22 protein-coding genes, 2 tRNA genes and 1 pseudogene are annotated in these 21,774 nt (G+C 59.9%); 17 read left to right on the top strand and 8 right to left on the bottom strand.

Annotation, left to right across the window (positions count from 1 at the left end):
• Positions 1-89 precede the first annotated feature (89 nt).
• Positions 90-1,277 (top strand): IS481 family transposase, encoded by a 1,188-nt coding sequence (locus tag CMASS_RS08235; RefSeq protein ID WP_273665895.1) that lies wholly within the window; start codon positions 90-92, stop codon positions 1,275-1,277.
• A gap of 292 nt (positions 1,278-1,569) precedes the next feature.
• Here the strand turns inward: CMASS_RS08235 and CMASS_RS08230 are convergent, their stop codons facing one another.
• Positions 1,570-2,535: a site-specific integrase gene (locus tag CMASS_RS08230; RefSeq protein WP_240482825.1), complete on the bottom strand. Its 966-nt coding sequence runs from the start codon at positions 2,533-2,535 to the stop codon at positions 1,570-1,572.
• Between the two features lie 576 nt (positions 2,536-3,111).
• Between CMASS_RS08230 and CMASS_RS10340 the strand changes: the two genes are divergently transcribed.
• From CMASS_RS10340 to CMASS_RS08180, 11 genes and pseudogenes are all read left to right on the top strand, one after another.
• A complete protein-coding gene (locus CMASS_RS10340) occupies positions 3,112-3,297 on the top strand; it encodes a helix-turn-helix transcriptional regulator (protein WP_027018816.1) in 186 nt (61 codons plus the stop codon).
• Positions 3,297-5,840, top strand: coding sequence for a hypothetical protein (locus CMASS_RS08225; RefSeq protein WP_240482826.1), 2,544 nt, complete (start codon positions 3,297-3,299; stop codon positions 5,838-5,840). Before CMASS_RS10340 ends, CMASS_RS08225 begins: the two co-directional genes overlap by 1 nt.
• A 434-nt stretch (positions 5,841-6,274) precedes the next feature.
• On the top strand, positions 6,275-6,847 hold the full coding sequence (locus tag CMASS_RS08220) for a hypothetical protein (protein WP_156831830.1): 573 nt from the start codon (positions 6,275-6,277) through the stop codon (positions 6,845-6,847).
• A 2-nt stretch (positions 6,848-6,849) separates the two neighbouring features.
• Complete coding sequence (locus tag CMASS_RS08215; RefSeq protein WP_022863700.1) at positions 6,850-7,233, top strand: hypothetical protein; 384 nt, start codon at positions 6,850-6,852, stop codon at positions 7,231-7,233.
• A gap of 198 nt (positions 7,234-7,431) precedes the next feature.
• Positions 7,432-7,812, top strand: coding sequence for a ribbon-helix-helix domain-containing protein (locus CMASS_RS08210; protein ID WP_156831831.1), 381 nt, complete (start codon positions 7,432-7,434; stop codon positions 7,810-7,812).
• Positions 7,703-9,367 carry a relaxase/mobilization nuclease domain-containing protein gene (locus CMASS_RS08205; protein ID WP_084684457.1) on the top strand — a complete coding sequence of 555 codons (1,665 nt, stop codon included), beginning with the start codon at positions 7,703-7,705 and terminating at the stop codon, positions 9,365-9,367. Before CMASS_RS08210 ends, CMASS_RS08205 begins: the two co-directional genes overlap by 110 nt.
• A complete protein-coding gene (locus tag CMASS_RS08200) occupies positions 9,351-9,779 on the top strand; it encodes a hypothetical protein (protein WP_156831832.1) in 429 nt (142 codons plus the stop codon). Before CMASS_RS08205 ends, CMASS_RS08200 begins: the two co-directional genes overlap by 17 nt.
• Positions 9,776-10,012, top strand: coding sequence for a hypothetical protein (locus CMASS_RS08195; RefSeq protein WP_022863704.1), 237 nt, complete (start codon positions 9,776-9,778; stop codon positions 10,010-10,012). The genes CMASS_RS08200 and CMASS_RS08195 overlap by 4 nt, the downstream gene beginning before the upstream one ends.
• A gap of 454 nt (positions 10,013-10,466) precedes the next feature.
• Positions 10,467-10,871, top strand: coding sequence for a hypothetical protein (locus tag CMASS_RS08190; protein ID WP_022863705.1), 405 nt, complete (start codon positions 10,467-10,469; stop codon positions 10,869-10,871).
• Positions 10,864-11,193 carry a transcriptional regulator gene (locus CMASS_RS08185; protein WP_022863706.1) on the top strand — a complete coding sequence of 110 codons (330 nt, stop codon included), beginning with the start codon at positions 10,864-10,866 and terminating at the stop codon, positions 11,191-11,193. The genes CMASS_RS08190 and CMASS_RS08185 overlap by 8 nt, the downstream gene beginning before the upstream one ends.
• Before the next feature lie 125 nt (positions 11,194-11,318).
• A pseudogene (locus CMASS_RS08180) lies at positions 11,319-11,525 on the top strand (IS1249 family transposase); the annotation flags it as partial.
• A 152-nt stretch (positions 11,526-11,677) separates the two neighbouring features.
• Here CMASS_RS08180 and CMASS_RS08175 read toward each other — a convergent pair.
• The 5 genes from CMASS_RS08175 to CMASS_RS08155 form a co-directional block, all read right to left on the bottom strand.
• Positions 11,678-11,750, bottom strand: a tRNA-His gene (locus tag CMASS_RS08175).
• 49 nt (positions 11,751-11,799) lie between these two features.
• A complete protein-coding gene (gene orn / locus CMASS_RS08170; RefSeq protein ID WP_022863707.1) occupies positions 11,800-12,456 on the bottom strand; it encodes an oligoribonuclease in 657 nt (218 codons plus the stop codon).
• Between the two features lie 109 nt (positions 12,457-12,565).
• Positions 12,566-12,997, bottom strand: a complete 432-nt coding sequence (locus CMASS_RS08165; protein WP_022863708.1) for a hypothetical protein — start codon at positions 12,995-12,997, stop codon at positions 12,566-12,568.
• A 104-nt stretch (positions 12,998-13,101) separates the two neighbouring features.
• Complete coding sequence (cmrA, locus tag CMASS_RS08160; protein ID WP_022863709.1) at positions 13,102-13,935, bottom strand: mycolate reductase; 834 nt, start codon at positions 13,933-13,935, stop codon at positions 13,102-13,104.
• 20 nt (positions 13,936-13,955) lie between these two features.
• Positions 13,956-14,612: a hypothetical protein gene (locus tag CMASS_RS08155; RefSeq protein WP_022863710.1), complete on the bottom strand. Its 657-nt coding sequence runs from the start codon at positions 14,610-14,612 to the stop codon at positions 13,956-13,958.
• A 148-nt stretch (positions 14,613-14,760) separates the two neighbouring features.
• On the opposite strand from CMASS_RS08155, the gene CMASS_RS08150 reads away from it, so the two are divergent.
• Positions 14,761-15,156, top strand: coding sequence for a TetR/AcrR family transcriptional regulator (locus tag CMASS_RS08150; RefSeq protein ID WP_240482827.1), 396 nt, complete (start codon positions 14,761-14,763; stop codon positions 15,154-15,156).
• Positions 15,153-15,509 carry a hypothetical protein gene (locus CMASS_RS08145; protein WP_022863712.1) on the top strand — a complete coding sequence of 119 codons (357 nt, stop codon included), beginning with the start codon at positions 15,153-15,155 and terminating at the stop codon, positions 15,507-15,509. Before CMASS_RS08150 ends, CMASS_RS08145 begins: the two co-directional genes overlap by 4 nt.
• Positions 15,510-15,531: 22 nt before the next feature.
• Here CMASS_RS08145 and CMASS_RS08140 read toward each other — a convergent pair whose 3' ends face one another.
• Entirely contained in the window at positions 15,532-16,521 is a 990-nt protein-coding gene (locus CMASS_RS08140) for an MBL fold metallo-hydrolase (RefSeq protein ID WP_022863713.1), read from the bottom strand.
• A 92-nt stretch (positions 16,522-16,613) separates the two neighbouring features.
• Positions 16,614-16,687 (bottom strand) — tRNA-Arg (locus CMASS_RS08135).
• A gap of 144 nt (positions 16,688-16,831) precedes the next feature.
• Here CMASS_RS08135 and CMASS_RS08130 point away from each other — a divergent pair.
• From CMASS_RS08130 to ettA, 3 genes are all read left to right on the top strand, one after another.
• A complete protein-coding gene (locus tag CMASS_RS08130) occupies positions 16,832-18,907 on the top strand; it encodes a bifunctional copper resistance protein CopD/cytochrome c oxidase assembly protein (protein WP_022863714.1) in 2,076 nt (691 codons plus the stop codon).
• 277 nt (positions 18,908-19,184) lie between these two features.
• A complete protein-coding gene (locus tag CMASS_RS08125) occupies positions 19,185-19,913 on the top strand; it encodes a single-stranded DNA-binding protein (RefSeq protein WP_022863715.1) in 729 nt (242 codons plus the stop codon).
• A 151-nt stretch (positions 19,914-20,064) separates the two neighbouring features.
• Positions 20,065-21,735: an energy-dependent translational throttle protein EttA gene (gene ettA, locus CMASS_RS08120; protein ID WP_022863716.1), complete on the top strand. Its 1,671-nt coding sequence runs from the start codon at positions 20,065-20,067 to the stop codon at positions 21,733-21,735.
• The last annotated feature ends 39 nt before the right edge of the window (positions 21,736-21,774 follow it).

The following is a 21,774-nucleotide window of genomic DNA, read 5'->3' as shown; positions in this document are numbered from 1 at the left end:
CAAAGAATCGGACACTCTCTCCTTTACATCCCCAGCCGGGGCGAAGGCACGATGACAGTTGACAGGTGTGTCGCGTCATCGTTGACAGCATGAATAGTCCGTACCGCAATCTCGCGATCATCAAAGCTGTCCGTGAGCAACACCAACCAGTCGCTCGAGTCGCTACGCGTTTCAACGTGTCCCGCCAGTGGGTCTACGCCTTACTCCGCCGCTACGACACTGGCGGTCCACAAGCGGTAAAGCCGAAGTCGAAAGCACCGCACTCCAACCCACGCGCAGTATCCAAAAAGCTCAAGAAAACCATCATCAACATGCGCAAACAGCTCGACCACTCCGGGCTGGATTCCGGGGCAGAAACCATCCAGTTCCACCTGGAACAACAAGGTATGTATGCCCCATCTACCTCGACGATCGTGCGCATCCTCCGCGACCACGGCCTCGTGCAGCCAGAACCAAAAAAGCGGCCGAGAACCTCATTTATCCGCTTCGAAGCATCCCGCCCCAATGAATGCTGGCAAGCAGACATCACACACGCATATCTCACCGGCGGAAGACGCGTCGAAATCCTCGACTTCATCGACGACCACTCCCGACTGCTGCTGTCCATTACAGCCAGCCGGTCCTTTTCTGGGCCTGCCGTCGCCGACGAACTATCACACCTCATCAGCGACTTCGGCCCACCACAATCCACCCTCACCGACAACGGGCTGGTGTTTACCGCCCGCAACGCCGGGGCAAAAGGCGGCCGTAACGCCTTCGAAAAACTCATCCGCAACCACCGGATCCAACAGAAAAACGGCAGGCCAGGACACCCACAAACCCAAGGAAAAATCGAACGATTCCACCAAACACTCAAACGGTGGCTATCGCGCCAACCCACCGTCAACACCATCGACGAACTACAACAACAACTCGACCGATTCGCCGCCTACTACAACACCAACCGCCCACACCGAGCCCTCGGCAGACGCACCCCATACGAGGTCTACAACGCATCCACGAAAGCCAGCCCCGACGACAACCCCACCGACGAATGGCGCACACGCAACGACAAAGTCGACAAAGCCGGCCGCTGCACCATCCGCTACGCAGGCAGGCTTTACCACCTAGGAATGGGCCGAAAATACACCGGCCACCACGTCCTGATGATCATCAAAGACCGCCACATCACCACATCACTCAAAGACACCGGCGCCATCATCACCGAGCACTACATCGACACCAGCCGCAACTACCAAGCCCCAATCTGGAAACACGGCGAACCCCCACTCAACTAACCCCCACACAACAAAAGGCGCCCACCGAGAACAAAAACTCGGCGGACGCCCATCTGTCAACGATGTCGCGACAGTTTTGTCAACTATGACGCGACACAGGACATTGGGGTGGCTGACGGGACTCGAACCCGCGACACCCAGGGTCTTGACGCATAACTTCAGTACCTGTACGTATTGGAAAGTAGTAGCAGGTCTCAATCGTTTTTCGTACGGCTATGTACGTGTTGCTACGTACTGTTACTGAGGGTTTAAACGTACTTTTTAGCGTACTTCTACGTACGTCTACTGAGCGCTACGACCTCGCTTGTGCGGTCGCGCGGATCAGTGCTTCCACGTTGGCCCGGTCGTTGTAATACTCGTCTGCGACTTGCTCCGTGTGACCGAAAATGTCCGCCCGTGTCCTAGCGTCCATTACGTCCGCGTACACACCGTGTAGCGTCGCTCTCCACGAATGACTGCGCAGGTCTACAAGGATCGTCACGCCCGTCTCGTCGGCTATCTGACGATACAGCTCCGGTACCTTGTCGTCGGCGTTGGTCGCGTCCCACGGCTTCGCCGTCGTTGTTGGTGACCCCACTACGTACCGCTCGTCGTCTTCGCGATGCTGTCTCAAGTAGTCCGTCACGTCGGCTCTCAGGATAGGGATATAGCGCCCTTTTTCTTTGCCCTGACGCCCCTTAACAATGTCGCGCGTCGCGTTGATGATGACGTTCTCGCCGTCGTCTTCGACGTGCTTCCACCGCAGCCGGTTAGCTTCGGAGATGCGCAGGCCGGTCACTGCTTGTAGCAGTGTTAGCCGTGTGATACGCGCATGCGCGTTCATCGTTGATTGTCGCGCACCGCCCTTCTTTGGCTCGATCAGCGGTCCCGAAACGTCACGCGCTAGTAAGTGCTGTACAACCGCGTCGTATTCACCGTTAGTGAGTGTTCTACGACCACCTTCTCCGGCCTTCCCCTGTGCTCGGATGTCGAGCCTTGCCCCGCGTATGGGGTTGCCTGAAATGACTCCGTCGCGGACCAGCGCGTCGGCAATGTAGGTAGAAAGTATGGTTCTCGCACTCGATACGCTGCCCGGATGTGTGCGCGCGATCGCTTGTAGTGTGCGCTCTAACACCCTGAACTGCATCGCGTCAAAAACGCTGTAGCCCTTGAGTTCAGCCGCGACCAGGTTGAGCGATGCGAGATAACGCCGTTTTGATAGGTCTTTGAGCTGCGACGACTCTTCGATTTTCGGCCGTGTGACTTTCTCGATGTACACGTTCATCGGTGTACGCGGTGTCCACTCTGTTGAGGTTGTAGACAACAGCTCGTCGGCTTTGCGCCGTGCGCGTGCGCGTACTTCGCCTTTCGTCTTTGCCTTCGACCGTCGTTGTATGATCCTGCCGTCGTGTAATCGGACTGACCAGTCCAGCTGGTATCCGGTTTTCGTCTTTCTCGGTGTGGCTCGGTCGATCGATGTATGCCCCGGTTCGATCCGGGTTTTCGCTGTAGTGCTCATACCCTTTAACGTACTTTATGATCCGGGTTGGAAGGTACTTGCATCGTAAAGGTAAGTGCGTTACAGTAGGCACTGCGCATAAGTTCTTGTTTTTGCTAGAGAACTTTCTAAGACGCTAAGAAACTAAATCGTACACATGCCGGTAACATCCGGAGATGTCGCTCATCGCGCCCCTAAGCAAGGTAATCTCGTGTACGAGGCTGACAGGAACTTAGTGGTAGTGGGTCGCACCCACGTAAAGCAATTTTTGAGCACGGGAACCGTAGACCGCCACACATAGAAACCGGGAAGGCGTTACCTCCTGCCGGATAGCTTTGCTATCCCAGGAGATTTTTTATGTCCCCGGCTTTTCTGAAAACTACAGAAGCTGCTGTCTATCTCGGTCTGTCGCGCCGAACGCTCGAACATTGGCGCTACCAGGGTGAAGGCCCTCGCTACTCTCGTCTCGGTCGATCTGTCGTGTACGCGGTCACCGACCTCGACGATTTCACCCGCGCTCGCGCTGTCGGCGGTGGTGCATAATGCAAAAGGGAACGGCCCCCACCGCTGTGAACCGTGAGAGCTGGAGCGTAGATGCTTCAGTTATCAATGTATCACCGGAGATTCGTGAACGTTACGAACAAATCGAAAATGATGCTGTCGGTTGGGACACCCGGTTGGTCGATTTCCAGTCGGACCAGCGTGGAAAATTGACCGATTTAGCCGTCGTTTTACACCGCGTAAATGCCTGGCGCGTGGATGAAAATGACCCGGATCTCATCATCAAACAAATGAATGATGATGAAGATCATTCGAACATCGAGGGTAAAACCGCAGGTCAAACCATTCGAACGCGATCAGGCCAAAATATCCTACGAGGCTGCAGTTTGGCCTGGCCGGATGGCCAGGTCCAAAATGGTACCGGTTCAACTGACGTCGCTGACGATTTCACGAGTGTTGACTTTGGCTCTCTAGCTAGCGTCCGCGCGATGGGTAGTGGTGAAAAGCGTCTCGTCATCGGTTTTGATACCGAATTCGTCAGCGACGACTGTGAGGGTCGCCGCGACATTGTGAGCTACCAATTCAGTTGGATTGATCCGCTCGACGGTACGGAACATGAAGTCGTGATTATGCCCCTTGAGGGACAGCGGCTTCTTGTTGATAGCTGCTTTTACGCGATCTCTCTGCTTGGGAAACTCGAGCGCTACGCCAACGGTTTTAAAGATGTTGGTGAAATTGGTACCTCGGACATGGACCCGCGCGGGATTCTGCGGTCTGGGCTTGGTAAGGATCGTCTACGGGATTCGTTGTTCAAGCGTGCTTCGATTCGTATCGTGCTTGCCGGTCATTTTCTGAACGTCGATGCGACCGCTTTCCGTCGTCCAAAACGTCGGTGCGATGACATCTTGCATGAACTTACATCCGCTGGTGGCGGGCTTGTGAGCCTGCGGCCGGTCCGTGTCGTTCGTACCTCAGGGTTTGGATCGTTCCGGCGTCTTCTTCCCTTCAGTGTTGTCTTCCGTGACACTCGCAATCAGGCGTCTCCAGAACATAAGAGTTTGGAAGCGCTCGGTGATGCGTGTGGTGTTGGAAAACTTGACGTTGGCGCTGCCATTGAGGACATGGAAGCGCTGTCACGCGAGGATCTGTCCCGGTTCCTCGACTACGCAGCGAACGATGCGCGAATTGTGGTCCACTACCTGGGCACCGTCTGGGGCTACAACATAACCCCGCCGGTCACCATCTCGTCTGGTGGTGCGCGGGCGCTCAAGTCTGGGATTTTGAAGTTTTGGCGGGAAGAGGGGTTTATCGATTCTGGAGATATTGGTAGTGTTCTTGTCGATTCTGGTAAACCAGGCAACGCGATTTTCCGTCGGATGTTCCAAGGACTCAAGACTCGCGGTGTTGAGTTGGAATCTGACCGTGACTCGCTTGAGTACTACGCAGTTCGTGGCCTGGGGCCGGTTGACGGCGACGCGTGTGTATCTCACGCCTTGTGGGCCGACGCATTCGCTGGTGGCTACAACACTTGTCCGTCCCCGGGTGTGCATGCCTACCCTACGTACGACTGGGATCTGCAGTCTGCTTATCCCACTGCGATGGCCAGTATCTATGACCCTGATTACACCGATGGTGGTGTGATCAAGGAACACATCGACAAGCGTGAACTGACTCTCGATGATTTTCCGCTCGGGTATCTCACGCCTTTCGTTGGACATGTTTCGTGGGTCTTCCCCGACGATGTCGAAACTCCCTGCTTGCCGGTGCGGCGTGGTAACTCTCTGATCTTTCCTCAGACCTCATACGGCTGCGGCTTTGGCGAGGACGAGCGTCTCGACGAAGATGGTCTGGACCGTGAGGGTCGGGACCTTGGCGGACGGGATTACACCCGCGAACAGCTCGATGAGATCGCTGCGCGTGTCAACGGTGAGATCGGTGGTGTCTTTCACGGGTCTACCTGCGCCGGCCCCGAGGTCTACCTCGCGTTGAAGCTTGGCGCTCGCGTCTTTTGCCAGACTGGCATCACGCTCAAGCTTCTCACCCGCGAGGTAGATGGTGAGGTTGTGCGCTCCCGGTCTCTGCGTCCTGCGCTTCGTCAGATGGTTCTCGACCGTGCTGTAGCGAAGGAGACCTACGGGAAAAAGTCTCTTCAGGAGCTGACAATCAAGGTTGCGACCAATTCGTGCTACGGCAAGCTAGCTCAAGACGTCGTCGACCAAAACGGTTGGAATGCCTACGCCGAAGAGATGGAGAACATCGGTGGTTCTGCCGTAACTTCTCCCTACCACGCGGCTATGACGACGTCGTTGGTGCGTGCCGCGCTTACGGCTGTCTCTAACCAGACCTCTATTCTGAGTGCAACCACCGACGGTGTGATCACTGCCGATGATGATCTTGAAAGGCACGACCTTTTCGGTCTTGCTGAGATTCTCCGTGAGTCGCGTCTTGCGCTCGCGGACGACGATTCGATCTGGGAAGTGAAGCATCAGCAGTCTGACTTGGTGAACCTTTCTACTCGTGCGAACGTCTCGCGTGAGGACGGCGGTGTGCTGGCGAAGGGTGGTGTGCGAACCCCAAAAGTGTAAAGCGCGGCACTGTTGAGGAGCGGGAGTATTTCCGTAACCTCGCTCTGTCGCGCACCGGGAAAATCCCCAACCCCTACTCGACGTTCCCATCGTTCAAGTATCTGTCACGTTCTGAGAACCGCCTCGACTGTGTACTGGTCGCGCGGGAGCCTGAGCTATCCACGCTTGACTACGACCTCAAGCGTGAGCCTGTCCCTGAGACGTTCGAGTCCTCGTTCGTTGATGGGAACGAGCTCTGCGGGTTTGCAACCCGCCCCTGGTTGAGCGTGTTGCACTACGACAAAGCTCGCAGCATTGCCCGGCATCTTCAAAACCATCGTCCGGGTGCGGTTCATCTGACGGGTTGTCTTCGCACTCGTGGAGATTGGGGTAACTGGGACCGTAGGTACCGATCGAAGGGTGGACGTCGAGTCCGCACTGCAGGCAGTGCTCTGTTGTCTGAAATCGTAGCTGCGCATAAAGCCGGGCTGATTGATGTGCCTGAGTTGTCGTCCTCGCGTCTCACGATCGGCGACAAACTTGAGTGGTTGTCCTCTCTCGGGGCCGGCGAGTTCACCCGTTCTCAGTGGGACCATATGTCTAAACGGAACCGCCGCGAGAATGTTTTACGTGACGCGAATATGGATGAAGTTCGCGCCCTGGTCGATAAATTGAATCGGGAGGAAGAAGAAGAAATGAGTGACAGTCACGCGCCTTTTGTCAATGACTTGGCAGGCGGTATTGCCAATGCTGATTTGCCCGATATGGAACCTGCTATCAAGGCGATCAACGAGATGAAGGCTCCTCAAGATGTGGCCGCGTCTCCTGACTTTGAGCGCCTGGACGAGGTGGTCAAAGGCGTCGAAGAAGCACGCGCTAAGCGTGCGCGGCGCGAAGCCGAAAAGCAGTCTAAGGAGCGCGCCGCTGAAGCTGCTGCGCGTCCTCAACGGCGCAAACCGAAGCATCGGTTTGTGCCTCGTAACCCATCTACTGAACCGGGCCCTGAGGGCCCAGAAATGGAGCTTTAATCATGGCTACTAGTAATCAGATTGAACGTTCGGTTAATCGCGCGCAGAAGTTGCGGGAACAGAAGACTGCTCTTGCCGCGAAGTTGCGCGAGGCGGAACGTGAAGCCGACCGGATTGTCGGCGAGGCTTTGCGTGAAGGTGCGACCGATTCTCAGTCACGTTGGGCTAAGTACGAAGGCCTCAACATGAAGGAGTTTTACTTCTTGGTTGTTGAGGGTGTAGAGCCTTCCAACGGTGACGGTGATGCGGGTGAGGAGCCTTCCTACGATGACCGTGAAACTGTCGTGGAGGAGGGTGACGATACCCCGCCCGCTGAGCCTGAAAATCACGGTAGTGATTTCGGCGAAGCAACCGCTGACTTCGTCAGCGGAAACCAGGGGTTCTAGGGGGCGGAGCACCCCTAGCCAGCAGCCCGCTGGAGGACACGACCCGGAGGGTCGTTTGTCCGACAAGGGTGATGCTGGCCCCGCCTGTTGGAAGCCGCGTGCAGTGGGGCCACGAAGTAGGCCGAAACTGTTCGCGCGGCTGGAGGCCGGCGGTACGTGGGCGGTAGCCCACTAGCACGGAATGAGGAGTTGTGAAGAATGAATAATGGGCGACGAGTGACAGTGCGTCTGGGTGACGAAGAAGCCGAGGTGGTGCGTGGCACCGCGTCGGCTCTCGGAGTCACCGAAAGCGAAGTTATGCGTCTGGCCCTAACCGCGTTAGCGGGTAGGCTGCCTGACGATGTAACTGAGCGTGGGACAGCGGCTCCTGTGTCGCGGGAAGTGGTCGAGATGCGTGACGCTCTCGACCGCGCCGTGGCGGCTATTCGTCGCATCGGTGTCAACGTGAATCAGGTTGTCCGCATGGCTCATGTCATGGGCTGGTCTGATGATGTGGTGCCTGGGTTGCGCAAGATTCCCGATGCCGTCGATGGGTTGGCCGAATACATCGAGAAGGCGGTTGATGATGTCGGTAAGTAAAGTGCAGCGCTCCAAGAGTGCTGTCGCTTCCACTATCTACGCCGTGTGGGGGACGCGTAAGGCTATGAAGGCTGGCGAAGTTCGCGCAAGCGCGCTCTCTGTCGTTGGCCCTCGTGGCTCTAATCCGATGGCGTGGGCGATGGAAGTTCGGGAGCGCGTAGCAGCCTCTGCGCAACGTCGCAATGAGACCATCAACGTCATTCAATCTTTCAGCCCTGATGAATTTGATCCAGATAAGCCTCGTGACGTGGAACGTGCCCATTCTGCGGGGCTTGCTCTTGCGGAGGTAGTGGCCCCTGGGTGTGACGTGATTGTTGCTACTCACACCGATACTGCCCACGTTCACAACCACATTCTCATAGCCAATCACGACCGCATTACTGGTTACGGTGCCCCGAAGGGTGCTGGAAATGCTTGGCACGTCCGGGAGGTCAACGACGCTGTGATGGAGTCGTATGGGTTGGAGGTGCTGGAACAGCACGAGGTGTCCTACTCGCGCGATGAGCGAATGGCTAAAGGTAAGGGGCTTGATATTGACGGCTCCGAGCTGTCGTTGGATGAATTAACTCGTGAGAACTGGCGCGAGTTTGCTCGCGATCGCATCGATGAACTTCTTGAAGATGACCGTGTTGCTGGGGCCCTGGACGCCGATGGCGAAAAGGGTATCAACTCTGCCTTTGACGTGATGGAAGATATTGCGCCCGAGTATCACCTTTCCTTCTCACGTAAAGGGCGTGGCAAGCGCAAACGTGAGCGCTCGTCTTTCGCGGTTGTTGATGACAACGGTGATGTGCTCCGGGTGACTGGTGCAAACGGTAAAGGTAATGCTCGGGCCGCAAGTGCTGGCTCGCGTCTTGGTGCTGACTTCACATTGGACGGGCTTCGCGCCCAGCTACTGAAAATGCAGACAGAAGAAAATATTAAGGAAATAGGTGACTTTGATTATGCCGATGAATATGCGTCGGAAGAAGAATCGGGATACTGGCGAGAATTTGGAGCTGGTGAATCAACTTACTCAGGAGGTGAAGAAGCTTCAGGAGATTGTGGCGGGGCATCGCAAGGATGTGGTTCACGTGTCCGAGCAGCAGGTGAAAATCGGCCAGGACGTGAAGAAGCTCTCCAGTTCCGTCGGGGAGTTGATGAACTCCCCGACGGCATCCCTAGTCGAGAACCACGGGCAGACCTTGGGGGATATGCAGTCCTGGTTGACCAACTTGGACAAGCAACTGAAGGTCTTAAAGAATACAACCGTAGGAACGGAGGAATACAACGAGGCAGTAAAACAGACCGTGGCCGTGATGACGAAGGTCGCGGAAGCAGCGGCCCAACTGCCGGTAGCGATTCAAAATCAGAAACAGTCTCTGACGAACGGGGCGGCGGATATCGCCGAGTCCCTGACGTCTCTGGGAACTCTAGTCCAGGCCGTCCTCGAAGCAAGCGAGGGGCCTATGAGTCTAAGCGACAGCGCAGTCGAGAGGCTGAGCGACTGCATCGAGAGGCGTTTGACTCCGATGGTGGACAAGAGGCTGGAAACGACTATGAACCAGAGTTTTAGTCGTTATGAGGACTCTTTTCAGCGCATGATTGATGATGGCGTTGAGCGTCTCGCCCAGGAGCGCGAGCGCTTGGATGCCTCTATTCAGGAAGCCGCTAAGACTGCTGACCTCATCGACAAGCGGTTAAAGGCTGGTGCTGTTAATGTGGCTGGTCTCTTGCTGTTTGCCGCTACTCTCTGCCTCGCTGTGGTTGTCGTGTCCGGTGTCTTTGGTATGACTATCTCGGTCTTTGGTCTGGATTTGGCTTTGCCCGAGATATGGCAGCGTACCCATGATGCTGAGTCGTGGAAGGGTCATCTCGGCTGGGGCTTGCTAGGTGTAGCGGTGCTGGCGGGTTTGTTCGGTGCTATCTGGTTCGTCGCAAAGTGGATTTGGGAGCACACTGACTGGGGTGTTCGTTCTGAGAATTGACGATCCTTGTGGCCTGCGTGGGCTTCGTTGCCATCGGCGGTCTCGGCGTCGGCGTGATGACGTTCCTCGGCATCCCCGACGGTCTAGGGGCGCTCTGGAGTCACGTCGCTGGCGCTGAGACGTGGTACGGGACCGTTGGTTGGTTGATCGTGATCATGACGGTCATCGGACTCATCGTCGGCCCGATGGTCTACCTTGCCGAGAAGGTGATCGAGATCGGTGACGATGACTAGGGGTTAAGGGTTAGAAAGTGTGTCTGGGATCGGGGATTTTTAGGTTCTGACCTGTAGGTTAGCGTGAAATATATGCTTTGGGGGCATATATCTGGCCTCAACACGGTAAATCCCCGGTGTGGCTGCCAGTCTGTGGTAGTAGGCGGTGGTGTGGTGGCTCAATGCCAAAGAACCGACCACGCTGCTACTGCGGCGGTGATACCAAACGCAATGGAACAACCAGCAAAGGCACTACCCGATGGTGATGTAAGGCCTGCGGAGCCTCAGTCAATAAAAGTCTGCCAGATGTCACAGTAGCAGACCACCAGTCCCGTTAGACCCCCATGCGTAGCTACATTCTCACTATGCACAGTCCTTCACTTGCATACTTGGCAAGCATTAGACTTGCATGTACAGCAAGTGTTACACTTGCCTTAGTTGCAAACCAGGGAAGTTGGCGTTAGGGAGAAGAACGATGAGCGACGACCTTAAGATCATTCACGACGTTCAAAAGCGCACCACGTGGAAACAGAGCTGGTGGGCGGTGGCGATAGTGGCGCTTGGCGTCGGCGGCGGTATCGCGCTATTCAAGCTGTCATGGTGGTACGGCCTCGCGGTTCTTGTACCGACGTTCGTTCTGGGCTATCTCCTCAAAGATAAGATTGCGAACCCCTTCGTTCGGGTCAATCCCAATATGGGGCCGAGTAATGATCGCGCCACCTGGTCACGAGTACTGCTGCCAGGTGCCATGATGTTCTCCACCGTGCCGACGCCTGATACTTGGCCGTGGATGATTGTCTGCGGCGTTGTTGTCTCTACGGCGATGGCATGGATGTTGTATGAGAACCGCAATGCCGCCGTAAAGGGCGTCAATGTCTAAGGAGTCTACGCACCAATCAGCCAAGCTAGATCCGGTCATCCACCCCATCAATCGGCTCAAAATTTGTGCCACGCTGTTCCATTCAGGCGCAACCGGCGGCAGGCAGATGAAATACGCCGTACTTGCAGAGCTCACCGAGCTTCACGCCGATACGCTTTCCAAGCAGTTGAAACATCTTGAGGACAGCGGCTATATCAGCCGCACCCGCGAATATGGCTCCACGCGCGCGAAAGACGCCGTCTGGGTCGCGTTGACTCAGACTGGAACCGGAGCCTATGCACAGCACGTTGCCGCACTTAAAGCCATGACAGAGGGCTCATAGGCTGCGCAGCCACTGCATAATGTGCTGCCACAACTGTGGAAATTCGAGGTAACCGTCACTCCCCAGGAAGTGCCCACCGTTCTCAATGGTAGTGAGCGGGGCTGAGAAAACGTCGGCAAGCGTGATGGCTGTATCTAAAAACAAAACTGCCCGACGATCCCGTAGAAATCGCCAGACAGTCCAACTGGGGCCAGGACCAACTCGCCAAAGTACAAACCCTGACCCACAACGAGAACCAAGCCGACCACGAAACAGGACGACCAACCCTCTACGACAACGCTATCGACACCAACTACACCCATTCAATCGGCATCCAAAAAGGCCAAATCTAGCCCAAGCGACACGCCGAGCCAGACACACATTTTGACCCTTAACCCATGACTAGCGCCGGATTTCTAGAACCTATAACGTACTCTTTAACGTACCCGGCGTGAAAAGCGATGTACCCCGTAACCTGTTTGTGCAGGCTACGGGGTATTTTCGGGGTGGCTGACGGGACTCGAACCCGCGACACCTAGGATCACAACCTAGTGCTCTACCAGCTGAACTACAGCCACCATCGCTGCTCGAAAGCAACAGAAACTAGGTTAATGCACGCGGCGTAATTTACAAAAACGGCTGGTAATCCTCGGTAACGGAGGCCTGCGCCTCGGCCGCCTCATCACTGGTGGGGCCGCCGTCGGTGCGAAAGACGCTGGCGCGGTAGTACTCAAGCTCGCGCACCGACTCGATGATGTCCGCCAGCGCGCGGTGCGCCAGGCCCTTCTTCGGCTGGTGGTGGTACGCGCGCGGGTGCCAGCGGCGGGACAGCTCCTTGATGGTGGAGACATCCACCATGCGGTAGTGCAGCGCGGCATCGAGACGCGGCATGTAAGTGCGGATGAAGGTGCGGTCCGTGGCGATGGAGTTGCCCGCCAGCGGCGCCGGGTGGTGGGCATCGCAATGCTTGGCGATGAGCCGCAGCACCGCCTCTTCCGCCTCCTCGATGGAGGTGGTCGACTCGCGGATTTCCTTATCCAGCCCCGACTTCGCGTGCATCTTGGTTACAAAATCGTCCATCTCTGCCAGCTCTGCTTCGCTGGCATGGACGACCATGTCGACTCCGTCGATGTCGCCGTCCTCGGTGCGCAGGATGTTGAGGTTGGCGTCGGTGACGAGCGCGGCCACCTCGACGATGACGTGACGGGCGGGATCCAGTCCGGTCATCTCCAGGTCGATCCAGACCAGGCGGTTGTCTTTCGGTGCAATTTTCGCGTCAGACATGCCTCATACTCTAGGGCACGCAAAAAGCCCGGCCGCCAGGGAAGTGTTCCCATGTGTCGGCCGGGCTGAAAGCGTGGGGTGTGCGGAGACCCCGCTGAGGGTGTGTGGCCTACTTGGCCTGCTCGGCGTGCGGGTCCGCGGTGTCCTGCTTGATCACGCCGAAGGAGCCGTCGGCGAACTTGGCGATGGTATCGCCGGCCTCGGCGGTCTCGCCGCCCGGGACGTCGAGCTGGACCAGATCGAAGGTCTGGGTCTCGGGCTCGGAGAATTCGCCGCCGTCGAACCACTCCTGGAATGCGGCCGCGGCGGTGCCGGAGCCGGAGAACTCGTGGGACTCGACGACCTCCGGGGTGGAGGCGTCGATTTTGGCGCCGTCGGCGAGGGCGTCATCGGCAGGCACGGACTCCTGCGCCACCGCGGCGGTGTCGGTGTCCTGGGTGGCCGGCTCCGCGGCACCGGCCTCCGGCAGAGCGGGGCCGAGGTTGCCGCCCAGCAGGGCGAGGAGAAGGGCAGATGCAGAAGTAGTAACGGTGTTCAACATGCCGCCTACGATAACGAGGTGCGTCTGCAGTGTTAACCCCTTCCAGTCAACCGGCAGGGGATTTAGACGCTGGTGGCAGATTTAATTCGCTCTTGGGAAACGGCTTAGCCCATCTTGGCGTAGAACTTGCCCATCAGCGGTGACAGCAGTCCGGTGGGCGCGACCTTGGAGACGGCATTCATCGCTTTCGACAGCGGGCCGGGAACGACGCGGCGCTGGTTGCGGGCCATCGCCTCGATGGTCTCGCGGGAGCAGGACTCGTAGGTGGTCCACAAAAAGTCGGGCACCACCTTGTCCACGATGGACTGCTCCTCGTCGGGGATGGTCGCCTCCCGCACCGGGCCGGGGGCGAGCAGCGTGCAGTGCACGCCGGTGCCCTTCAGCTCGTAGTGCAGGGCCTCGGTAAAGGCGTTCACGCCCGCCTTGGTGAACACGTAGGTCGCGTTGTTGGGAATGGGGACGTTTCCGGCTGCGGAGCCGACGTTGCAGATGGCGCCGCGGCCGCGCTGGGTCATCTGCATGACTGCGGCGCGGGTAATGCGGTGGACGGCAGTGCCGTTGAGCGCGAACTGGGCGGTCTCGTAGTCCCAGTCCTGCTCGGTAAACGGGCCGAAGCTCGCGATACCCGCCGAGTTCACCACGATGGACACCTCGTGGCCGTTGATGAAGTCCACCACTCGGTCCACGCCGTCCGCCTGCGAGAGGTCGGCGGCCAGCGGCGTGGCCTCGACGCCGTGGCGGGATTGGAGTTCATCGGCAAGGCGGGAAAGCACTTCCTCGCGCCGGGCGACGAGCACGACGTTGAAACCTATCGCGGCGAAGTCACGTGCCATCGCCTGGCCGATGCCCTGGCTCGCGCCGGTGATCAGCGCGTGCGATTCGCGGGAGGGGGCGGGCAGGCCGACCGGCTGGTGGCGGGAAACGGGCGTGGCGGTCATGGTGATTTTCCTTTCGCGGTTTACTGCAGCGGGCCCATCTGGACGAACGTGTGCCAAGTATCCCATTCGTCCTGAAGCTGGGCGCGGCGGGACTCGTCGCTGGCCACGCCATCGATAAGGCTGGCGTCCTGCATGCGGATGCCGTTGGGGAAGAACAGGGCCGCGTGTGCCGATGCCCCGTAGCGCAGCACCGGCACCAGGTTCATGCCGTCGAAGGACAGCTGGGCGTTCGGCCGGACGTCGAGCCCGGCGATAGCGGCGAGGGTGGGGGCGAGATCCATCGGGGAGACCAGTTCGCGGCTCTCGCCACTTTCTGCCACCCCGGGCCAGAAGATGGCCAGCGGGGTGGGCTCAGCGGAATCGGCCGGCTGCCCGAGGGTCGCCACAGCCAGGATGCCGTCCGGGCGGGGGAGGGTGAGATTGCTGGGCTCTTCCCACAGGCGGAAGACGTTCTGGGGCTCGTTCGGAGTGTCGGTGCCTTCGGTGACGTGCCAGCCGGCGTCGGTGAACACATCGGTGATGCGGGTGGTGGCCTTTCGCTGCGGGTACTGGCCCGTCAGTGTCGAGTTGCGCGCCTCGGAGTAGGTCGGCGACGGCGTCCAGGCGTTGGAAAAGCGCATCCCCGGCGGGTCGAGGTGCTCCGGCCAGCGCGTGAACGTGGCGAGGGTGATGTCCATCGCGGTGCTTCTTCTTTCTCGGCGACAATCTTCTGGCAGCGGCTACCCGGGTAGCGGATAACCGCCCTTAGATTAGCGCGCAGCGGACAGTCCGATTCCCGCATTGAGGTTATGGACAAAGTATTCCGGAATGGTTAGTATGAAAACTATGGGAAGGCCTCGTGAGTTCGAAGAAGCAGAAGTCCTCTCCACGGCGACGCGCATGTTCGGCAGGAGAGGCTTTAATGCGTTGTCTGTCGATGCGGTGCTGACTGAACTCGGATTGAACCGGTCGAGCTTTTACAAGATCTATGGCTCGAAGCATGGACTGTTCCGGGCGGTGCTGGAGGCGGTGTGCGCCAACGCTGAGGCTGGGGCGGTAGATAACGCGGCGAAAGACTTTACCGTCGTGTCGCTGGTCGAAGTGGCCCCGGGAAGCCGGGATGTGCGCGCACTGACGCAGCGCGCGGTTCAGCTGTGCTTTGGCGATGACTTCTGCGCTGTAGGCCAGCACGTGGTCTCCCGTGTTCACCGGATTGCACGAAGTGAAGGGAAAGAATCATGAGCAACAAAGTGACGTTGACGGACACCGCGCTCGTCGTCGAGCCGCGCGGCCTGGACAAGATGTGGACTTTTACCGGGAGCCTCGAAATCCCGTGGGACCACGTCCGCGGGGCAACGCACGACCCGGGAATGAAGCAAGAACCGAAAGGCTGGCGCGGCCCGGGCCTGCGGGTCGGGCAGAAGCTGTCAGGAACATTCCATGCGGACGGCGAGCGCCAGTTCTGGAATGTCAATGGATTTGAAGACGCCGTCGTCATCGAACTGCGGGACGAGGACTACACCCGGCTTATCGTTTCGCTGGATGATCCGGTGGGGTCGGCGGCGCGTATCAACGAGCGCGCGCAGGCTGACTAGAACGCGCGCCCGTGTTTAGTGCTTAGAGAGTGAACTCTTGGTTGTCGCCTGCCACGGTGAACGCGCCGGAGTAGACCGCGCGGGCGGCGTCGAACGCGGAATCGGGCGCATGCCCCGGCACGATGTGGTGAAGCGCGAGCTGCTTCGCCTGCGCGTCGGCCGCGATAGTTGCGGCGTCCTTTGCCGACGAGTGCGACTTCTCGTGGTGCTCGATAACGGACGGCTCCGGCACGGTGCGGTAGACCCAGTCGAAATCGATGGCCTCGTGCAGGAGTAGATCCGTGCGGTCTGCCAAGCGCCGCAGGTTGGTGGAAAAGCCCGTATCGCCGGAAATGGTCACGCTCTTGCCGCCGGCGGTGTCGAAGCGGAACGCGAACGCCGGCGCGATGGGCGGGTGCACTACCAGGGTGGCGGTGACCGTGACCCGCTCGTCTTCGAAGATGACGAAGGGTTCCATCTCGGGGGAGAAGTTGTCGTTCGGGTGGTAGCCGATCCCGTCGGGGATCTGGATATCGCGGCCGCACCACAGGTTTTCTGGGTTCCGGCGCAGCGAATCCATCACGCGATCGTTGATGTCCGTCGCTCCCGCGCGCAAGTAGCGCTGCACGGTGGCGGCGGTACCCGGCGTCGGATCGTCGGGAAAGGCCGGCGCCACTGGCTCGGTAGCCAATTGCGAGACCGGTGGCAGTTCCCCGCGGTCGCCGGGACCAAAGACCGGGATGGTGACATTCGGGTCGCAGATATCGGGGAAGCCGAGCACCATCACGTTGTTGAGGTCGATGAGGTGGTCGGAATGTAGATGGGTAATAAAAATGCCGCCGAGATCGGGGAACTCTAACCCAGCCTTGCGGATCTGGCGATAGACGCTCTGGCCGCAGTCGACGAGGTACCACTTGTCACCCACCACAACGGCAGTGGCGATGCCGCAGCGCGGCTCACGTTTTCCTTCGTGCAGCCAGGTGCGCGGACCTCCGGCGGTACCAAGCGTGATCACCTTCAGTTCGTCAGCCAAGGGTCCGGGTCCTTTCTGGGTGAGGGGGGTAGTCGAGATTCTCTCGACCCAGGATATGCGGGACCGGCTACTGCGCACTGTCTGCGTAAAAGCGCCCCTACCAGGACTCGAACCCGGGACACGCGGGGTAGAAACCCGCTGCTCTAATCCACTGAGCTATAGGGGCAGGCGTTTGCGCACACCGCGTGGCACATGATGGACGCGGCACGCACGAACGCTAGCAGTGTAACCCAGCGGCGCGACGAAACTGAAAGTACGGGCAGGCGCGAGGGTTAGGGCGCGGGTTGCGGGGCCGTTTACAATAGCGGCCATGTCGAAGGCCCAGGAAGATTCCGCAGATTCCGCTGTCCAGGGCGGGAAACGTGCGGGGAAGAGAGTGAAGGGAAGCTGGCCGGTCTACCTCATCGCGGCGATTTTCGCCGGCGTGGTGGCCGGGTTCATCTCGTATTTCTTTCTCGCGGACTCGCTCGCCGCGCTGGGCATCCCCGACCCCGGGCGGCTCACCACGGTGGGGCTGCCCTTCCTCCGCGGCGCGTTCTGGCTCAGCCTCGCGGTGGCGGTGGGGTCGTTCATGGTCTCCGCGTTCCTGATTTCCCCGCGGGTGCCGGGAGGCGACAACGACCGCCTCATCGAGGCGCCACTGACTGTCGATGGCCACGTGGCCGCCCGCACCGGCGCGTGGGCGGCGCTGGTCTCCGCACTCATCGCATTTCTGGAAGTCCCGCTGGTCATGTCGGACGTGTCCGGCACCCCGTTCTTCCAGACACTCAACCCGCAGATGATGGGCGTGGCGCTTAGCCAAATTGCCACCTCCCAGGTGTGGCTGGTCACCGCGATTATGTGCGTCATACTGGCCATCGGCGGGTTTGTCTCCCGGATGTGGGCGGGACAGCCGCCGCTTTTGGTCCTATCGGTGCTGTGCGTGGTGCCGCTCGGCATGGAGGGCCACTCCGCCTCCGGCGGTGACCACGACTACGGCACGAACACGCTCATCTGGCACCTGGTGTTCATGATCCTGTGGGTCGGCGGGCTCATCGGGCTTATCGCTCATGCGCGCCGGCTCGGCCCGGAGCTGCCGCTGGCGGTGCGCCGCTATTCGCGCCTGGCGTTCATCGCGATCTGCGCGATGGCGATCTCCGGTGTCATCAACGCCGCGATCCGCATCGAGTTCAGCGACTGGTTCACCACCCGCTACGGACTCATCATCACCACGAAGGCGCTGCTGACCATCGCGTTAGGCATCCTGGGGCTCGCGCACCGCACGCTCACCATCCCGCAGCTTAAACACAAGCCGCAGCTGTTCCGGCGCATCGCCATCGGCGAGGTGCTCGTTATGGCAGCGACAGTCGGCGTGGCCATCACCATGGGGCGTACTCCGCCGCCCCCGCCGCGTGACCCCAACCTTTCGGCCATGCAGATCCAGATGGGCTACAACCTGGACCAGCCGCCGTCGGTCATTAACGTGTGGACCCAGTTCCGCTTCGACGTCATGTTCGGCGTCATCGGCTTAGGTCTCGCGGCCTTCTACGCCTGGTCCGTCTACCGCCTGCACAAGCGCGGGCTGTCGTGGCCGGTAGGCCGCACCATCTGGTGGATGCTGGGCTCGCTGGGACTCACCCTGGTCATGTCCACCGGTATCGGGCTGTACATGCCGGCGATGTACTCGATGCACATGCTCGCCCACATGGTGCTGTCCATGGTCATCCCGCTCTTCTTAGTACTGGGCGCGCCGATGACCCTGCTCATGGAGGCCTACCCGTCGGGCCGACCCGGGCAGCCGACCATTCACGACTGGGTCGTCGCGCTGACCAAGTCGCGGGCGCTGCGGGTCATTACCCATCCCGCGGTCAACCTGGTGCAGTTCCTGTTCTTCTTCTACGCGCTGTACCTAAACTTCGACCTGTACCAGGTGGCCATCTCCGAGCACGCCGGCCACGTGATCATGAACTGGGTCTTCCTGCTGTCCGGGTTCATCTACTTCTGGGAGGTCGTTGGCCCGGACCCGCTGCCGCACCGCGCGCCCATTCGCGTGCGCCTGCTCATCCTGTTTTTCTCGATGCCGATCCACCTCTTCCTCGGCGTGTACCTCATGCAGCTCAACCAGATCCTGGGCGAGGAGTTCTACCTGAGCCTCAACCTGCCGTGGGATCAGGACCTGCGCAACGATCAGCGCCAAGGAGGTGGCATCGCCTGGGGCTTCGGCCAGTTCCCGTTGGTCATCGTCTTCGGCAAGCTCTTTATGGAGTGGCTCCGCGAGGATCACTCCGAGGCCCGGCGTTTCGATGCCAAGGCGGACATCGACCACGACCAGGACCTAAGCGATTACAACGCGATGTTGGAACAGCTCAACAAGACCGGCGACCAGTCGGTCTTCCGCCAGCAGTAGACACCCGCGCGCGCCGGCGAGGGCAGTGCCGGCGCGCAAATAAAAGCCCCGCGCTCTATACACGGGTGGTAGTGTGGAAAGCAAGGGTTCGGGCGCCGGGCTGTGGATAACTGGGGGTTTTCGGGGCATCGCCAAGCGCCGGGCGCGTTTCGGCGGGAGTTATCCACAGGCAGCCGAAAGAACGCTTGCCACCCCGGCCAAACCGGGTGACGATGCGGTGTGACGCGGTCAAAGGGCCGCGGATTTAACTCACACACTGCAACTTTGAGGAGAAGTTATGTCGCAACACCCGATTACCCTGACCGGCCGGCTGACCGAGACGCCGACGCTGAGCAAGATCAATACCGATATGTACAAGGTGACCTTCCGGGTGGCCTCGTCGAAGCGGCGGAAGACCGACCAGGGGTGGAATGATTTCGACCCGCTGTTTATCGGCGTGGAGGCCTGGGGTCAGTTCGCCATTAACATCCGCGCGTCTCTGGAAAAGGGCATGCCGGTGGTCGTGGTGGGCTCGTTGTGCTCGTCGGAATGGCAGGACCGTGAGACGGGGCAGAACCGCTCGCGCATCGTCATCAAGGCGCAGTACGTCGGCCTGGACTTGAACCACCACGTCATCGGCTCGAAGCGCATCGCCGTGACCCACAACCTGGCGGGGGTCAACATGGGCGATACGGACGAGCAGGAGTTCCCCATCGACCGCGACTTCACCGTGCCGGATTCCGCGGCGCTTGGCGATGCCACCTCGGCCGAGAACTCCTCGCCCGCCGCGGTGGGAGATTCGGCCGCGGACTCGGCGGCCGACCGCCGCGCCGCTGCGATGTCGGCGGCGTCCATGCATTCCGCAGCCGCAGGCGCAGCACGGGAGCCGGAACCGGAGACGGAGCCGGATGCAGGCTACGGCCCAGAACCGGCAGCGGCGGAGCGGGAAGCGGCCGAGCGGGAAGCGGCGGAGCGGGAGGAAATGGGCACGCGTTCCCGCATAGAGGAGGCCGCCGCACCGTACTAGAGCTGGGGCGCAAGCGGCGGCGAAGTGGAGGCGCGGCCGCGGTTCGGTGCAAGTGAATGCGGCGCCTCGGGGGAGGGGCTTGCCCATGTCGTACTGATGTAGTCTTTGGGGTGTTATACCGCTAACCCCGTAAAAGATGTGAAGGGAAGACATGGGCGAGTTCATCTACACGATGAAAAACGTGCGCAAGGCCATCGGTGACAAGGTCATTTTGGATGACGTCACCATGGCCTTTTACCCGGGCGCCAAGATCGGCGTTGTCGGCCCGAACGGTGCCGGCAAGTCGTCGATTCTGAAGATCATGGCCGGGATGGACCAGCCGTCCAACGGCGAGGCCTTCCTGGATCCGGGCGCCACGGTGGGCATCCTCGAGCAGGAGCCGCCGCTGGATGATTCCAAGACCGTGCGCGAAAACGTCGAGCAGGGCCTGGGCGACATCTTTGAAAAGAAGCAGCGCTTCGAAGAGATCGCCGAGAAGATGGCCACCGACTACAGCGACGAGCTCATGGAAGAAATGGGCAAGCTGCAGGAGGAGCTCGACGCCGCGGACGCGTGGGAGGTCGACTCCAAGATCGAGCAGGCGATGGAGGCGCTGCGCTGCCCGCCGTCGGACGCTTCGGTAGAAAACCTCTCCGGTGGTGAGCGCCGCCGCGTGGCCCTGGCCAAGCTGCTTCTTACCGAGCCGGACCTGCTGCTCCTCGACGAGCCGACCAACCACCTGGACGCCGAGTCCGTCCTGTGGCTGGAGAAGCACCTGGCCGACTACCCGGGCGCGGTCCTGGCCGTGACCCACGACCGCTACTTCCTCGACCACGTCGCGGGCTGGATCTGCGAGGTCGACCGCGGCAAGCTCTACCCGTACGAGGGCAACTACTCCACCTACCTGGACAAAAAGCAGGAGCGCCTCGAGGTTGCCGGTAAGAAGGACGCGAAGCTGCGCAAGCGCCTGAAGGAAGAGCTCGCGTGGGTTCGCTCCGGTGCAAAGGCTCGCCAGGCGAAGAACAAGGCTCGTCTGGAGCGCTACGAGGAGATGGCGGCCGAGGCCGAGAAGTACAAGAAGCTCGACTTCGAAGAAATTCAGATCCCGACCCCGCCGCGCCTGGGCAACAAGGTCGTGGAGGTGGACAACCTCAACAAGGGCTTCGACGGCCGCACGCTGATCAAGGATCTGTCGTTCACCCTGCCGCGCAACGGCATCGTCGGCGTCATCGGCCCGAACGGCGTGGGCAAGACCACGCTGTTCAAGACCATCGTGGGCCTGGAGGAGCCGGATTCCGGTTCGGTCGAGGTGGGCGAGACCGTCAAGCTGTCCTACGTTGACCAGAACCGCGAGAACATCGACCCCGAGGCCACGGTCTGGGAGGTCGTCTCGGGCGGGCTCGACTACATCCACGTCGGCCAGAACGAGATGCCGTCGCGCGCGTACCTGTCCGCGTTCGGCTTCAAAGGCCCGGACCAGCAGAAGCCGTCGAAGGTGCTTTCCGGCGGTGAGCGCAACCGCCTCAACCTGGCGCTGACGCTCAAAGAGGGCGGCAACCTGATCCTCCTCGACGAGCCGACCAACGACCTGGACGTTGAGACCCTGGGCTCGCTGGAAAACGCCCTGGAGAAGTTCCCGGGCTGCGCCGTGGTCATTTCGCACGATCGCTGGTTCCTGGACCGCACCTGCACCCACATCCTTGCCTGGGAGGGCAACGTGGAAGAAGGTAAGTGGTACTGGTTCGAGGGCAACTTCGGCGACTACGAGAAGAACAAGGTTGAGCGCCTCGGCGAGGATGCTGCCCGCCCGTCGCGCGTGACCCACCGTAAGCTCAGCCGTTAACCCCGCCCCTGGCACGTTCACCCCTTTCAAAAAGGAGAC

The sequence above is a fragment of the Corynebacterium massiliense DSM 45435 genome, assembly GCF_028609805.1.
In the GTDB taxonomy this organism is placed as follows: Bacteria; Actinomycetota; Actinomycetes; order Mycobacteriales; family Mycobacteriaceae; genus Corynebacterium; species Corynebacterium massiliense.
This window is presented reverse-complemented; position numbering and strand designations above follow the sequence as displayed.

Excerpts from the sequence above, each read along its gene's own strand:
- CMASS_RS08235 (WP_273665895.1), top strand. The coding sequence starts at position 90 with ATGAATAGTCCGTACCGCAATCTCGCGATCATCAAAGCTGTCCGTGAG.
- CMASS_RS10340 (WP_027018816.1), top strand. The coding sequence starts at position 3,112 with ATGTCCCCGGCTTTTCTGAAAACTACAGAAGCTGCTGTCTATCTCGGT.
- CMASS_RS08225 (WP_240482826.1), top strand. The coding sequence starts at position 3,297 with ATGCAAAAGGGAACGGCCCCCACCGCTGTGAACCGTGAGAGCTGGAGC.
- CMASS_RS08215 (WP_022863700.1), top strand. The coding sequence starts at position 6,850 with ATGGCTACTAGTAATCAGATTGAACGTTCGGTTAATCGCGCGCAGAAG.
- CMASS_RS08210 (WP_156831831.1), top strand. The coding sequence starts at position 7,432 with ATGAATAATGGGCGACGAGTGACAGTGCGTCTGGGTGACGAAGAAGCC.
- CMASS_RS08205 (WP_084684457.1), top strand. The coding sequence starts at position 7,703 with ATGTCATGGGCTGGTCTGATGATGTGGTGCCTGGGTTGCGCAAGATTC.
- CMASS_RS08200 (WP_156831832.1), top strand. The coding sequence starts at position 9,351 with ATGAACCAGAGTTTTAGTCGTTATGAGGACTCTTTTCAGCGCATGATT.
- CMASS_RS08190 (WP_022863705.1), top strand. The coding sequence starts at position 10,467 with ATGAGCGACGACCTTAAGATCATTCACGACGTTCAAAAGCGCACCACG.
- CMASS_RS08185 (WP_022863706.1), top strand. The coding sequence starts at position 10,864 with ATGTCTAAGGAGTCTACGCACCAATCAGCCAAGCTAGATCCGGTCATC.
- orn (WP_022863707.1), bottom strand. The coding sequence starts at position 12,456 with ATGTCTGACGCGAAAATTGCACCGAAAGACAACCGCCTGGTCTGGATC.
- CMASS_RS08165 (WP_022863708.1), bottom strand. The coding sequence starts at position 12,997 with ATGTTGAACACCGTTACTACTTCTGCATCTGCCCTTCTCCTCGCCCTG.
- cmrA (WP_022863709.1), bottom strand. The coding sequence starts at position 13,935 with ATGACCGCCACGCCCGTTTCCCGCCACCAGCCGGTCGGCCTGCCCGCC.
- CMASS_RS08155 (WP_022863710.1), bottom strand. The coding sequence starts at position 14,612 with ATGGACATCACCCTCGCCACGTTCACGCGCTGGCCGGAGCACCTCGAC.
- CMASS_RS08150 (WP_240482827.1), top strand. The coding sequence starts at position 14,761 with ATGGGAAGGCCTCGTGAGTTCGAAGAAGCAGAAGTCCTCTCCACGGCG.
- CMASS_RS08145 (WP_022863712.1), top strand. The coding sequence starts at position 15,153 with ATGAGCAACAAAGTGACGTTGACGGACACCGCGCTCGTCGTCGAGCCG.
- CMASS_RS08130 (WP_022863714.1), top strand. The coding sequence starts at position 16,832 with ATGTCGAAGGCCCAGGAAGATTCCGCAGATTCCGCTGTCCAGGGCGGG.
- CMASS_RS08125 (WP_022863715.1), top strand. The coding sequence starts at position 19,185 with ATGTCGCAACACCCGATTACCCTGACCGGCCGGCTGACCGAGACGCCG.
- ettA (WP_022863716.1), top strand. The coding sequence starts at position 20,065 with ATGGGCGAGTTCATCTACACGATGAAAAACGTGCGCAAGGCCATCGGT.